The sequence below is a fragment of the Zoogloea sp. genome (assembly GCF_044344315.1).
Classification (GTDB): Bacteria; Pseudomonadota; Gammaproteobacteria; order Burkholderiales; family Rhodocyclaceae; genus Zoogloea.
In genome coordinates this window covers 50,683-63,307 of record NZ_JBIJDC010000002.1, presented here as the reverse complement: position 1 = coordinate 63,307, position 12,625 = coordinate 50,683, and the positions used below count along the sequence as shown (strand labels likewise).

The following is a 12,625-nucleotide window of genomic DNA, read 5'->3' as shown; positions in this document are numbered from 1 at the left end:
GCCCGTCGGGCGCGCCACGGTCTGCCGAAATCAAGATTCAAATTTCAGGAGCGCCTCAATGAATGCTGTGACGAATGCCGAGAGTGCTCTTCATCAGGGAGCGCCGGCACAGGCGCTCAAACTACTGCAGGATGGCGTCAAGGCCAACCCGTCGGACCCGCGCCTGCGTGTTTTCCTGTTTCAGCTATTGTCCGTTCTCGGGCAGTGGGGGAGGGCACTCAATCAGTTAAGTGTGGCAGCCGAACTTGATGCAGCGGCGCTACCCATGGCCCAGACCTACCGGGAGGCCATCCAGTGTGAATCCTTGCGCAGCGAGGTGTTTGCCGGGCGCAAGGTGCCGATGATCTTCGGGCAGCCCGATGCCTGGTTGGCGCTGCTGATCGAGTCCTTGCTCACGGCTGGGAAAGGAGATGCGGTCGGCGCTGAGCGCTTGCGGCAGCAGGCATTTGACGCAGCACCGGCAAGTACCGGCACCCTTGATGGCGAAGCTTTCTCCTGGCTTGCCGATGCCGATATGCGCCTGGGGCCGGTGTGCGAGGCGGTCATCAACGGTCGCTATTACTGGCTGCCCTTTGCCAATCTGCGTCGCATCCAGTTAGAGGAGCCTACCGACCTGCGCGACGTGGTCTGGACTCCGGTTCATTTCGAGTTTGTCAATGGTGGCGAAAGCGTCGGTTTGATTCCGACCCGCTACCCGGGCAGTGAATTGTCCACCGAACCCCTCGTTCAGTTGGCGCGTCGCACCGAATGGCTCGAGACGCTGCCGGGCGTGTTCCACGGCAGTGGTCAGCGCATCCTGAGCACCGACGGCGGTGACAAGGCCCTGATGGATGTGCGCCTGATCGAATTTGATACCTTGCCGGAAGAAGGCACGGAGTCTGCGGATGACTGAACTGGTGCCGCGGGAGCGGCTCCAGCCGTCCTTGTTGGATCGATTGATCGATGATGATCCCGGGAGCGTGCAGGAGCCGGTTGAGCGCCGGGTGCTCAGTAGAAGTCAGATGCGTGCCGCTGTCTTGCGTGACCTGACCGCGCTGCTGAACTGCACACGTTTGTCCGACAGGGACAATCTTCTCGCCGCGGCGGTTCACGCAGGAAACTCGGTGCTCAACTATGGTGTGCCGTCATTTTCCGGAGAGACCGCGGCCTCCATCGAGGTCAGCGACATTGAACGGGCCGTCAGGGAGGCCATCATTCGATTCGAGCCTCGCATTCTGCCGGACTCCCTTGTCGTCTCGGCGATTCTCGACGACAGCATGCTTGACTGGCACAACCTTGTCAGCCTGAAGATATCAGGCCTGCTGTGGGCCCAGCCCGTGCCTCTTGAAATGCTCATCAGGACCACGCTGGATCTGGAAACCGGACAGGTTGAACTGTTCGAACTGAGCAAATGAAGTTCGCATGAATCCTCGGCTGCTGCATCTCTACAATCAGGAACTCCGGCATCTCCGGGAGATGGGAAGCGAGTTCGCGGAGGAGTTCCCGAAGATTGCCAGCCGTCTGTCGATGGACGGCCTTGAGGTTGCGGATCCTTATGTCGAGCGCTTGCTCGAAGGCGCGGCCTTTCTCGCTGCACGTGTCCAGCTCAAGCTCGAAGCCGAGTTTCCCCGCTTCACCCATCATCTGCTGGAAATGGTGCACCCCCATTTTCTGTCGCCGACGCCAGCCATGGCGATCGCCCAGTTCCAGCCGATCCTGTCCGACGCGAATCTGGCCGAGGGGTTCGTCATCAAGCGGGGGAGTGCGCTGCACACCGCTTCGGCGGCGCGTGACGGTAGCGCGTGCACTTTCACAACGGCTCAGGATGTCCGCTTGTGGCCCATCGAGGTGGTGGATGCTCGCTACTTCAGTGCCGCAACGGACCTGCCCTTGGCATCGCCTGACGTGGCTCGCAAGTTCCGTGGCGGTGTGCGCATCCGCCTGCGCTGCACGGCCGGTTTACGCTTTGATCAGCTGGGTGTCGACCGCCTGCGCTTCTGTCTTGGGGGGGCGGACGAGGCGGCCTATCGGCTCCTTGAGTGCATCGGCAGCAATCCGCTTGGCGTGATGATCACCGGTATCGATCGGCCCATCCGCAACCGCCAGTTCCTGGCTGGCCGTTGCCTTACCCTGGCGGGCTACGATGAGGATGAAGCCCTGCTGCCGTCAACCCCCAGAGGGTTCAGCGGTCATCGTCTGATCCATGAGTATTTCGCCTTCCCTCAGCGCTTCCTGTTCTTCGATATCTCGGGCCTCGCCGCGGCCTTGCCCCGTCTGCCGGAGAGCGAGCTGGAACTTCATCTGCTCTTTTCCAAGGGGGATGTATCCCTTGAAAGCCAGGTGGATGCCGGGCATTTCTTGCTCAACGCCACGCCTGTCATCAATCTTTTCAAGCGGCGAGCGGATCGGATTCATGTCACCACAGGTGAGTATGAGTTCCACGTGGTACCGGATCGAACGCGGGCAATGGATTTCGAGGTCTACGATGTGCAGACGCTCACCGGTTACAGTTCAGGAGTAGAAAGAGAGCAGAACTTCGTCAGCTTCTATGAGAGCCATCATGGCTGGGATGCGGGGGCTCAGGGCTATTTCACCCTCCGGCGTGAGCCTCGGCTGCTGTCAGAGAGGCAACGTCGTATCGGTACTCGGACCCGTTACACGGGCAGTGAGACCTTTGTTTCGATCGTGGACTCCACCGAGGCGCCTTACAGCCCGGACCTGCGCCAACTGGCGGCGACCCTTCTGTGTACGAACCGGGATCTGCCCATTCTGCTGAACCTGAGCGGTCAAGGCAGCGACTTCGCGCTTGACGTATCCGCGCCAGTGGAGGGTGTGCGTTGCGTGCGGGGCCCCTCCATGCCTGCCGCGCCCGTAGCGGAAGGCGCCCGAGCCTGGAAATGCATCAGCCTGCTCTCCCTCAATTATCTCTCACTACTGGACAGCGACAGCGCCAAAGGCGCGGCGGCCCTGCGGGAGATGCTGGGCTTGTACGGCGGAAGCAATGATCTGAGCGTCCGGCGGCAGATCGAGGGGCTGCGATCGGTGCACGCCCGAGCTTTTTCCACGCGCCTTCCGATGGCCGGGCCTCCCTGTTTCGGGCGGGGAATCGACATCACGGTCGAGGTCGACGAACTCGCCTTTGAGGGTGGGAGTGCCTTCCTGCTCGGCTCTGTGCTTGAACATTTCTTCGCCCGATATGTGTCGATAAACAGCTTCACGCGGACCAGGCTGCGTTCCTTGACCCGTGGCGAGGTCATGAACTGGGAGGTCCGATGCGGGCTTCGCCCGATCTTCTGACCCTGCTGGAGTCCATGGCCAGGGAGCCCTGGGCATGGGATTTCTATCACGCGCTGCGCCGCCTTGATGCGGCCAACGCGGACGCGCCACGCATCGGGTTTGGGCGGAGCCCCGCCGAGGAGCCGATACGTCTGGGGCAGGATCCCGACCTCAGTTTTGCGCCCGCCTCGCTGGCGTCGGTTGCCCCAGCCAAGGGCCGGCGGCCGAATCGCCTGGAGGTGCGCTTTTTCGGCATGCTCGGCCCTAACGGACCGTTGCCGCGACACCTCACCGAGCACGCCCGTAATCGTCTTTTGCATGGTGGCGATGCGAGCTTCGCACGCTTCCTGGATGTTTTTCATCACCGTTTTCTAAGCCTTTTTTACCGTGCTTGGGCGCAGGCCCAACCGACCGTTAGCCTTGATCGGCCCGACGACGATCCCTTCGGGCGCTATCTGGGGGCCCTGGCGGGCATTGGCCTGTCCGAGTTGCGTGATCGGGATGCGCTTCCAGACTTTGCCAAACTGGCCCATGCCGGCCATCTGAGTCGCCAGATCCGCAACGGAGAAGGCTTGGCCAAGCTGGTGGCGGCTTACTTCCGTTGCGAAGCGCAGGTTGAGCAGTTCGTCGGTCACTGGATTGTGCTCGAAGAGGATGATCGCCTCGCCCTGGGCGCGGGACGTCAGGCCCTGGGCCGTGGTGCAGTGGTGGGTAGCCGTGTGTGGGACAGGCAACACAAGTTCCGTCTGCGTGTCGGCCCGCTCTCCGGCGCAAGCTATGGGTCGCTGCTGCCTGCCGGCGCGGGTATCCGGGCTCTGGCGGCCTGTGTGCACAACTATGTGAATCTGGAATATTTCTGGGATGTCCGGCTGGTGCTCGCCGCTGCGGACGTTCCTGTTGCGCGGCTCGATGGTCGGGTGCGGCTGGGCTACACGGCCTGGCTGGGCGGACGGGATGCGTCCCGTGATGCCGACGACCTCGTGCTGGACGTGGAGCGGGTGCTTGGGCGCCCCGCTTCGCAGTTTGGTGGCAGCAACCCAGGCAGTGTTGCCACTGATCGATTCCCTGCAGCCCAGTCAGCCTAATTGAAAGGTCGGTATGAGCGAGATCAGTCGTGTTGCCCTGTTCGGCAAACTCAACAGCGTGGCCTACAAGGCCATCGAGAGTGCCACCGTGTTTTGCAAGCTGCGTGGCAATCCCTATGTGGAGTTGGCGCACTGGATCGCCCAGATCGTTCAGACGGATAACACTGACATTCACTGCATCGTCCGTCATTTCGAGATTGATGCGTCCCGCCTGTCGGCAGACGTAACGGCGGCGCTTGATAAGCTTCCACGGGGCGCGACGGCGATTTCGGACCTCTCCGAGCATGTGATGGATATCTCGGAGCGTGCTTGGGTTTACGGCTCGCTGATGTACGGTGAGGGTGCGATCCGTACGGGCCACCTGATCGTCGGCGCACTCAAAACGCCGCGCCTGCTTAACGTGCTGCTGGGCATCTCCCGACAGTTCGAGCGGATCCGCGCAGATACCCTGGTTGATGAATTTGCTGCGATCGTGGCCTCTTCTGCCGAAGAGGCGCTGTCCGTGTCCGGCAGCACGGGCCAGCCTGGAGAGGCCAGTGATGCCCTGGCGCCGGCCTCCATGGGCAAGCAGGAGGCGCTGAAGCGCTTCACCACCGATCTCACCGCCCAGGCGCGGGAAGCCAAGATGGACCCCATTGTTGGCCGTGATGAAGAGATCCGCCAACTCATCGATATCCTGATGCGACGCCGCCAGAATAACCCCATCCTGGTCGGCGAGGCCGGGGTCGGCAAAACGGCGGTGGTAGAGGGCTTCGCCCAGCGCATCGTGCGTGGCGACGTTCCTCCGTCCCTGAAGGATGTCGAGTTGCGTGCCCTCGACGTGGGCCTGCTGCAGGCAGGCGCCAGCATGAAGGGCGAGTTCGAGCAGCGCCTGCGAGCGGTGATCGATGAAGTACAGGCCAGCCCCAAGGCCATCATCCTGTTCATCGATGAAACCCATACGCTGGTGGGGGCGGGCGGTGCCGCAGGCACGGGCGACGCCGCCAACCTGCTGAAACCGGCTTTGGCCCGCGGGCAGCTGCGGACCATCGGCGCCACCACCTGGGCCGAGTACAAGAAGTACATCGAGAAGGATCCCGCGCTGACCCGGCGTTTCCAGGCCGTGCAGGTGGACGAACCGGACGAGCGTCGCGCCATCCTGATGATGCGAGGTGTTGCATCCACCATGGAGAAGCACCACAAGGTGCAGATTCTCGATGAGGCTCTGGAGGCCGCGGTACGTCTGTCCCATCGCTACATTCCGGCGCGTCAGTTGCCAGATAAATCGGTCAGCCTCCTGGATACGGCCTGCGCGCGGGTGGCGATCAGCCTGCATGCCACGCCGGCTGAAGTGGACGATTGCCGCAAGCGCATCGAGGCCCTTGAAACCGAGGAGCAGATCATCGGCCGTGAGAAGGCGGTGGGCATCGAGGTGGCCCAGCGCGAAACCGAGGTCAACGTCGCTCTCGAGGGGGAGCGTGCGCGTCTGGTCGAACTGGAGGCGCGCTGGAAGCGCGAGAAAGAGCTGGTGGACGAGCTGCTGGCCCTGCGTGCCCGCCTGCGGGGGGGCGCCCAGCCGGTCGAAGGGACCGGCAGCGCCCTGGAAGAGGCTGCCGGCGAAGTTGCCGGGGGCGATCCGGCGGCCCTGGTCGGCGCACCGGATGAGACGGAGCGGGCCGAGTTGCTGGCGCAGCTTGGTAAGGTGCAGGCGGCTCTGGCCGAAGTACAAGGTGAAAGCCCGCTGATCCTCGCCACCGTCGACTACCAGGCCACCGCCAGTGTGGTGGGCGACTGGACCGGAATTCCCGTCGGGCGCATGGCCCGCAATGAAGTGGAGACCATTCTCAAGCTGGCCTCCGCATTGGGAGAGCGGGTGGTCGGTCAGGATCACGCCATGGAGATGATCGCCAAGCGCATCCAGACCTCTCGCGCCGGGCTCGACAATCCGAGCAAGCCTATCGGTGTCTTCATGCTGGCCGGCACTTCCGGCGTGGGCAAGACCGAAACCGCCCTGGCCCTGGCCGAGGCCCTTTACGGTGGTGAGCAGAACCTGATCACCATCAACATGAGCGAATACCAGGAGGCGCATACGGTCTCCACCCTCAAGGGTGCGCCACCGGGTTACGTGGGTTATGGCGAGGGGGGTGTCCTCACCGAGGCGGTGCGCCGCAAGCCCTATTCGGTGGTGCTGCTGGACGAGGTCGAGAAGGCCCACCCGGACGTCCATGAGATCTTCTTCCAGGTCTTCGACAAGGGCTTCATGGAAGACGGGGAGGGGCGCTTCATCGATTTCAAGAACACCCTGATCCTGCTCACCACCAATGCCGGCACCGAGCTGATCTCGTCCATGTGCCGCGATCCGGAGCTGATGCCCGAACCCGATGGGCTGGCCAAGAGTCTGCGCGAGCCGCTGCTCAAGATCTTCCCGCCGGCCCTGCTCGGCCGTCTCGTGGTGATTCCCTACTACCCCCTGTCTGACGAGATGCTCGGGCGCATCGTCAGCCTGCAGCTCAACCGTATCAAGGCCCGGGTCGAGGCGCGTTACAGGATTCCTTTCGAGTACACCGACGAGGTCCGCAAGCTGGTGGTGTCTCGCTGCACCGAGAGCGAATCGGGTGGCCGCATGATTGATGCCATTCTGACCAACACCCTGTTGCCCGATCTGAGCCGGGAGTTTCTGACCCGCACCATGGAGGGCCGTCCAGTGGCTGCCGTGCGGATCGGGGTGGCTGACGGTGGTTTCAGTTACGCCTTTGAATGAACAAATTTGTGCCTGAATCAGAAAAGCCATGACTGACGACATTCAGAGAGAGATGGAGGCAATCACCGATCTCAGCCTGGAGGAGGCCTTGGGCCTCGCCCTGCAGTTGCATCGGGAGAAGGCCCATGAGGGGGCCGAGGCGCTGTATCGGCGCATCATCGAGGTGGCCCCCGATATGGCAGATGCCTGTCATTTCCTCGGCGTGCTGTGTCATGAGCGTGGCCGCAGTGCCGAGGGCGTTGCCCTGATCGCGCGGGCAATCGAGCTGGTTCCGGATTTTCCCGGGTTTTACAACAATCTCGGCAATATCCACGTCCAGTGCGGGCAGCTGGCGGAAGCCACTGCTTGCTACGGACGCGCCATCGAACTCGCGCCTGACGACGCCAACCTCCACAACAATTACGGAGCGCTGCTCAAGGCCGAGGGGCGCTTCGAAGAGGCTGCCGCCAGCTTCAGGCATGCCATCGCGCTTGATTCGCAAAACGCCCGGGCATACAACAACATGGGGCTGTTGTATGCGGCCCAGGGGCAGACCGCGGAGGCTATCCACTACTATTGCCAGTCCATCAGCCGGATTCCGGGCCATCCGGAGGCGCACAAGCTGCTCGGCCTGACCTACTATTCCCTTGGCCGTCACGAGGAGGCGGCCGAGGTGTTCCGGCAATGGGTCGAGGTAGCGCCTGACCATCCGGTGGCGCGTCACCTGCATGCGGCCTGTTCGGGGCAGGGGGTGCCGGAGCGAGCGGCTGACGATTACCTGGAATACACCTTCGACCGCTTCGCCTCGAGTTTCGAGGAGCAGCTTAATCTCAAGCTTTCTTATCAGGCGCCTCAGCTCTGCGCGGCGGCGCTGTCCCGTCAGGTGGGGGCGCGCCGCGGGCTAAGTCTGCTTGATGCAGGCTGTGGGACCGGCCTGTGCGGCCCGCTGGTCGCTCCCATGTGCGGTCGTCTGGCCGGTGTTGACCTCTCCGGCGGCATGCTGGAGCTGGCGGCCAACAAGGGTGTGTATACCGAACTGGAAAAGGCCGAGCTGACCGAGTTCCTGCTTGGTCAGGATGGGGTGTGGGACGTGATCATGTCTGCTGACACCCTATGCTATTTCGGCGATCTGCGGCGGGTCGTTATGGCTGCCGCAGGGGCACTGAAGGCAGAAGGGGTGCTGGTTTTTACCGTGGAGCGGGCCGACGATGGGGATGCCCCCGAGGGTTTCCGCATTAATCCCCATGGCCGCTACAGCCATACCTGTGGGCACGTCGAGGAAGTGATCCGGGCTGCCGGCCTGGACTTGCTGGAGGCTGGCGAGGACACCCTGCGGACCGAGGGGGGCAAGCCCGTGCTCGGATTGGTTGTAGTGGCACGCAAGCCTTGAGGGACATGTCATGGAACAACTGATGGAGATCACGTCCCCGTTCGGGGACGCAGTACGCTTCGAGACGATGCAGGCCCGGGAGGAGCTGGGGCGCCTGGCGGAGTACGACATTACGGTGCTGTCGGCCAAGGAAACCCTGTTGCCCAAGGAGATCCTCGGGCAGGGCGTGACGGTGATCCACAACGGCCTTGAAGCGGGGCCGCGGCATTTTAATGCCTGCGTTACGCGCTTCGGGTTGGTGGGGGTGGAAGGGCGCTATTTCCGCTATCGCATCGTGGCCCACACCTGGTTATGGTTGCTCACGCGCAGCGCGGATTGCCGGATCTTCCAGAACAAGTCCGTGCCCGACATCGTTCGAGAGATCTTCGGCAAGTATCCGGATGCGAGCTTCGACTTTCGCCTGACCGGTAGCTATCCCTCCCTGGACTACTGTGTTCAGTATCGGGAAAGCGACTTCGATTTCATCAGCCGGCTCCTGGAAACGGAGGGCATCTACTATTTCCTCAAGCATGCGCCGGGCAAGCATACGGTCGTGCTATGTGACTCCATCAGTGCCCACAAGCCGGTTGTCGGGCATGCGTCCATCCGCTTCCTGCCCGAAGGTGGGCGGGGCCGGGCCGAGAACAAGACCATCGGCGAGTGGATGAGCGCCCGGGAGATCCGGACCGGCATGACCGAACTGGATGACTATGATTTTGAACGGCCCTCCCTGGACTTGAAGAAGTCCAGCAAGGTCTCTTCCAGTGATGGGGGGGCGAAGCTTGAAGTTTACGATTACCCCGGCGACTATCTCCGCACGGCGGATGGCGAGCGCTACGTCAAGACCCGCCTGGAGGCGTTGCGTATCCCTTATGAGGTGATGGAAGGGCGTAGCGGCGTGGTGGAGATCGCCAGTGGTGCCACCTTTACATTGCAGGAGCATCCCCGCGAAGACCAGAACCGGGAATATTTGGTGGTCTCGGCGGCCTACGACATGGTCCATGGCGGCCATGAGACAGGCGCTGGGCAAGGGTCCAGCCATTCCTGCCGTTTCACCGCGATGCCCACTACCGAAGTCTTTCGCCCGGAGCGCCGGACGCCCCGGGCCATCGTGCGTGGGCCGCAGACAGCCGTGGTGGTGGGGCCGGCTGGCGAGGAGATCTACACAGACAAGTACGGGCGGGTAAAGGTCCAGTTTCACTGGGATCGCGTCGGCCGCAGGGACGAGAACGCCTCTTGCTGGGTGAGGGTGTCCCATCCGTGGGCCGGCAAGAATTGGGGCATGGTCGCGTTGCCACGCATTGGACAGGAAGTCATCGTGGACTTTCTTGAGGGCAATCCGGACCGACCGATCATCACCGGCCGGGTCTACAACGCGGAGCAGATGCCCCCCTATGCCCTGCCCGCCAACATGACCCAGACCGGCATCAAGACCCGCTCCAGCAAAGGCGGTACCCCAGCCAACTTCAACGAGCTCCGCTTTGAGGACAAGAAGGGAGAGGAGCAGGTCTATGTTCATGCCGAGCGCAATTTCGATGGTGTCATCGAAAACTGCGAGACCCGCTCCATCGGCGTAGACCGATCCAAGACTGTGGGTCACGATGAAACAGTCTCGGTAGGTCATGATCGCATCGAGTCGGTGCAGAACAATGAATCCATCACCATCGGTGTCAATCGTGACCTGACGGTGGGGGCAGATGCCAGCACCGCCGTGGGATCCGACCGCAGCATCTCCGTCGGGGCCAATGAAAGCCACCATGTGGGAGGGCGCCGTAATCGCAGCGTGGGGGGGGACGAGCATGTGGATATCGGTGCCGATCTCAGCGAGACCGTCAGCAGGAACGTGACCCTCAGCATCGGTGAGAATCAGTCGGTCAGCGTGGGCAAAGACGGGCGGGTCAAGCTCGGCAAAACCTATTACCTTGAGGCCGCCGATGCCATCACCTTCAAGACCGGCGATGCATCCATCACCCTCAAGAAGGACGGTACCATCACCATCCAGGGGCGTGACATCACCATCAAAGGCAGCGGCAAGGTGAGCGTCAAGGCGTCAAGCGATGTGGTCATCAAGGGTTCGAAAATAGCCAGTAACTGAGCCCGATGCTCCAGGTCGTCAATACCACTCCCTATCCGGCCACGTTGTCGGTCTTTCCTTCACCGACAGGGGTTGAGTGCGCCTATGCCGCGGTGAAGATCAGCTACGACCTCTCCACGGGGGTGCCGCAGCTGGCTGCGAGCCAGGCCATGTTCCTCGTCAGTGATGTGTATTGGGGCGACCCGGCCGGCAGTTCGCTGCGTGCTGCGGCAGACCTGACCCTGCTCAAGCCATCCACCGATGTGTTGCTGCTCGGTCGCGCGGTGGCGCCTGCGGGCCCGGTACAGAGCATGGACGTTGCCTTGCGCGTCGGCACCTTTGGCCGGCGCCTGCGTGTTTTCGGCGAACGTTTCTGGCAGCGGGCGGGCGAAGGCTGGCGGCCCAGCACTCCCCAGCCCTTCGCGCGCCTGCCCCTGCGCTGGGAGCTGGCCTTTGGCGGGCAGTCCCGGGCTCAGCCAGACCATCCGCCCGAATGCGAGTTGCGCAATCCGGTAGGGCGTGGTTTTGTCGCGAGCTGGGACACCGACCCGGTGGGTCTGCCCTTGCCCTGCATCGAGGACCCCGATGCCCTCCTGGGCCACCCCCATGAGCGGCCCGAGCCCGTCGGCGTGGCGCCTGTCGCTGCAGCCTGGCTGGGGCGGGCCCGGTTTGCCGGCACTTACGATGCGCTCTGGCAGAAGACACGGGCCCCCTATCTTCCCCTCGACTTCGACCCCCGCTTCTTCCAGGTCGCCCCTCCTGGGCTTGTCGCCCCGGAGCGTCTGGTGGGGGGCGAGACCGTCGAACTGGAGGGGGTGACGGGGGGAGGCCAGGCCTGTTTCACTTTGCCCCGCCCTGATCTGCAGTTGGTATTCGATTTTGCGGGTCGCCACATGGCGGCCGAACCGCTCCTTGACACTGTTCTCATTGAGCCCGACATGGCCCGGCTGCAAATGGTCTGGCGGGCGGAGTTGACGGTGGACAAGCACTTGCTGAAGCTGCGTGCCCTGCATGTATCCGGGCAGGCAGGGCACGCAGTATGAGCGTCGTCATTGCCGCGGCGGGCCTGGTGTGTCCGGCAGGCCTCGGGCTGGCGGAGAGCGCGGCGGGTGCTCGGGCGCGATTGTCCGTGTTGCGTGAGATTGATTGGTGCGACCGGCGACAGGAGCCTTTCATCGTCGGGGTCGTTCCCGACCAAGGCCTGCCAGCCCTCGCGCCCGCAGCGGCCGCCGCACCTTTGCAGGCCCGCGAGGGGCGCATGCTGCGCCTGGCCCATGCGGCCCTGGGTGATTTGTATGCTGGACTGCCCGCCGATTTGCCTGCTCCCCCGCTTTTCCTGGGCCTTCCTGAACATCACACCACCCGACCGATTGATCCTGATCGCTTTCTCAAGGCTCTGGCAAGCCAGGCTGGCGCGTGTTTTGATCCGTCGCTCAGCATTGCCGCTCCGCGGGGGCGGGCCAGTGGCCTGATGGCCCTGTCTCAGGCTGCTGCGCGAATCGCTGCGGGGGAGGCCGGGCTGATCCTGGTGGGCGGGTTGGATTCCTTTGTCGACATGCATGTGCTGGCTACGCTGGATGAGGCCGGGCGCGTTCGCGGGGAGACCGTCAGTGATGGCTTCAGCCCGGCTGAAGGCGCGGCCTTCCTTCTGGTGGCGAGCGAGTCCGTGACGCGCAGCTACGGCTTACCGGTCTTGGCGCGGATCGCCGCGACGGGTAGCGGGTTCGAGCCCGGGCACCTTTACGCCGATGAGCCCTACCTGGGGGAGGGGCTGGCCGGCGTCGTCTCGGCGTGCCTCGACGCCGCGGGTCTGACGGTGCCGCTGCAGACCGTTTACTGCAGTTTCAATGGAGAGCGCTATTGGGCACGGGAGTTTGGTGTGGCACGAATCCGCAATGCCTCGGCCTTCGCCGACGAGGCTCATACGGAACACCCGGCGGAGTGTTTTGGCGACCTGGGGGCTGCCCACGGCCTGGCGCTGGCCGCGCTGGCGTGTCACGGCTTGACCGGGGGCTATCGACCCGGCCCGGCTTTGGTCTATGCTTCCTCCGACAGGGGGGACCGGGCCGCGGTCATCTTCGAGCGCAGCACCTGAGGGTAGAGTGATGTCATGCAGTGTTCAT

9 protein-coding genes are annotated in these 12,625 nt (G+C 63.2%); all 9 read left to right on the top strand.

Annotation, left to right across the window (positions count from 1 at the left end):
• Window positions 1–58 precede the first annotated feature (58 nt).
• From ACIQ09_RS00870 to ACIQ09_RS00830, 9 genes are read left to right on the top strand one after another with little or no spacing between them, the layout of a single operon-like run.
• The gene (locus ACIQ09_RS00870) at window positions 59–892 is read left to right on the top strand and encodes a type VI secretion system accessory protein TagJ (protein ID WP_398304677.1); all 834 of its coding nucleotides are present in this window, start codon (window positions 59–61) and stop codon (window positions 890–892) included.
• On the top strand, window positions 885–1,394 hold the full coding sequence (gene tssE / locus ACIQ09_RS00865; RefSeq protein ID WP_398304674.1) for a type VI secretion system baseplate subunit TssE: 510 nt from the start codon (window positions 885–887) through the stop codon (window positions 1,392–1,394). Before ACIQ09_RS00870 ends, tssE begins: the two co-directional genes overlap by 8 nt.
• A 7-nt stretch (window positions 1,395–1,401) precedes the next feature.
• A complete protein-coding gene (gene tssF, locus ACIQ09_RS00860) occupies window positions 1,402–3,276 on the top strand; it encodes a type VI secretion system baseplate subunit TssF (RefSeq protein WP_398304671.1) in 1,875 nt (624 codons plus the stop codon).
• Window positions 3,252–4,340 carry a type VI secretion system baseplate subunit TssG gene (gene tssG / locus ACIQ09_RS00855; protein WP_398304667.1) on the top strand — a complete coding sequence of 363 codons (1,089 nt, stop codon included), beginning with the start codon at window positions 3,252–3,254 and terminating at the stop codon, window positions 4,338–4,340. The genes tssF and tssG overlap by 25 nt, the downstream gene beginning before the upstream one ends.
• A 13-nt stretch (window positions 4,341–4,353) precedes the next feature.
• A complete protein-coding gene (tssH, locus tag ACIQ09_RS00850) occupies window positions 4,354–7,080 on the top strand; it encodes a type VI secretion system ATPase TssH (protein WP_398304664.1) in 2,727 nt (908 codons plus the stop codon).
• Between the two features lie 28 nt (window positions 7,081–7,108).
• Window positions 7,109–8,449: a tetratricopeptide repeat protein gene (locus ACIQ09_RS00845; protein WP_398304661.1), complete on the top strand. Its 1,341-nt coding sequence runs from the start codon at window positions 7,109–7,111 to the stop codon at window positions 8,447–8,449.
• A gap of 22 nt (window positions 8,450–8,471) precedes the next feature.
• Window positions 8,472–10,523 carry a type VI secretion system Vgr family protein gene (locus ACIQ09_RS00840; protein ID WP_398304658.1) on the top strand — a complete coding sequence of 684 codons (2,052 nt, stop codon included), beginning with the start codon at window positions 8,472–8,474 and terminating at the stop codon, window positions 10,521–10,523.
• Window positions 10,524–10,528: 5 nt separating this feature from the next.
• The gene (locus ACIQ09_RS00835; protein ID WP_398304655.1) at window positions 10,529–11,545 is read left to right on the top strand and encodes a DUF2169 domain-containing protein; all 1,017 of its coding nucleotides are present in this window, start codon (window positions 10,529–10,531) and stop codon (window positions 11,543–11,545) included.
• The gene (locus ACIQ09_RS00830; protein ID WP_398304652.1) at window positions 11,542–12,597 is read left to right on the top strand and encodes a hypothetical protein; all 1,056 of its coding nucleotides are present in this window, start codon (window positions 11,542–11,544) and stop codon (window positions 12,595–12,597) included. The genes ACIQ09_RS00835 and ACIQ09_RS00830 overlap by 4 nt, the downstream gene beginning before the upstream one ends.
• The last annotated feature ends 28 nt before the right edge of the window (window positions 12,598–12,625 follow it).

What these genes read in the sequence shown, in the direction of transcription:
- ACIQ09_RS00870 (WP_398304677.1), top strand. Translation starts at nt 59, where the DNA reads ATGAATGCTGTGACGAATGCCGAGAGTGCTCTTCATCAGGGAGCGCCG.
- tssE (WP_398304674.1), top strand. Translation starts at nt 885, where the DNA reads ATGACTGAACTGGTGCCGCGGGAGCGGCTCCAGCCGTCCTTGTTGGAT.
- tssF (WP_398304671.1), top strand. Translation starts at nt 1,402, where the DNA reads ATGAATCCTCGGCTGCTGCATCTCTACAATCAGGAACTCCGGCATCTC.
- tssG (WP_398304667.1), top strand. Translation starts at nt 3,252, where the DNA reads ATGCGGGCTTCGCCCGATCTTCTGACCCTGCTGGAGTCCATGGCCAGG.
- tssH (WP_398304664.1), top strand. Translation starts at nt 4,354, where the DNA reads ATGAGCGAGATCAGTCGTGTTGCCCTGTTCGGCAAACTCAACAGCGTG.
- ACIQ09_RS00845 (WP_398304661.1), top strand. Translation starts at nt 7,109, where the DNA reads ATGACTGACGACATTCAGAGAGAGATGGAGGCAATCACCGATCTCAGC.
- ACIQ09_RS00840 (WP_398304658.1), top strand. Translation starts at nt 8,472, where the DNA reads ATGGAGATCACGTCCCCGTTCGGGGACGCAGTACGCTTCGAGACGATG.
- ACIQ09_RS00835 (WP_398304655.1), top strand. Translation starts at nt 10,529, where the DNA reads ATGCTCCAGGTCGTCAATACCACTCCCTATCCGGCCACGTTGTCGGTC.
- ACIQ09_RS00830 (WP_398304652.1), top strand. Translation starts at nt 11,542, where the DNA reads ATGAGCGTCGTCATTGCCGCGGCGGGCCTGGTGTGTCCGGCAGGCCTC.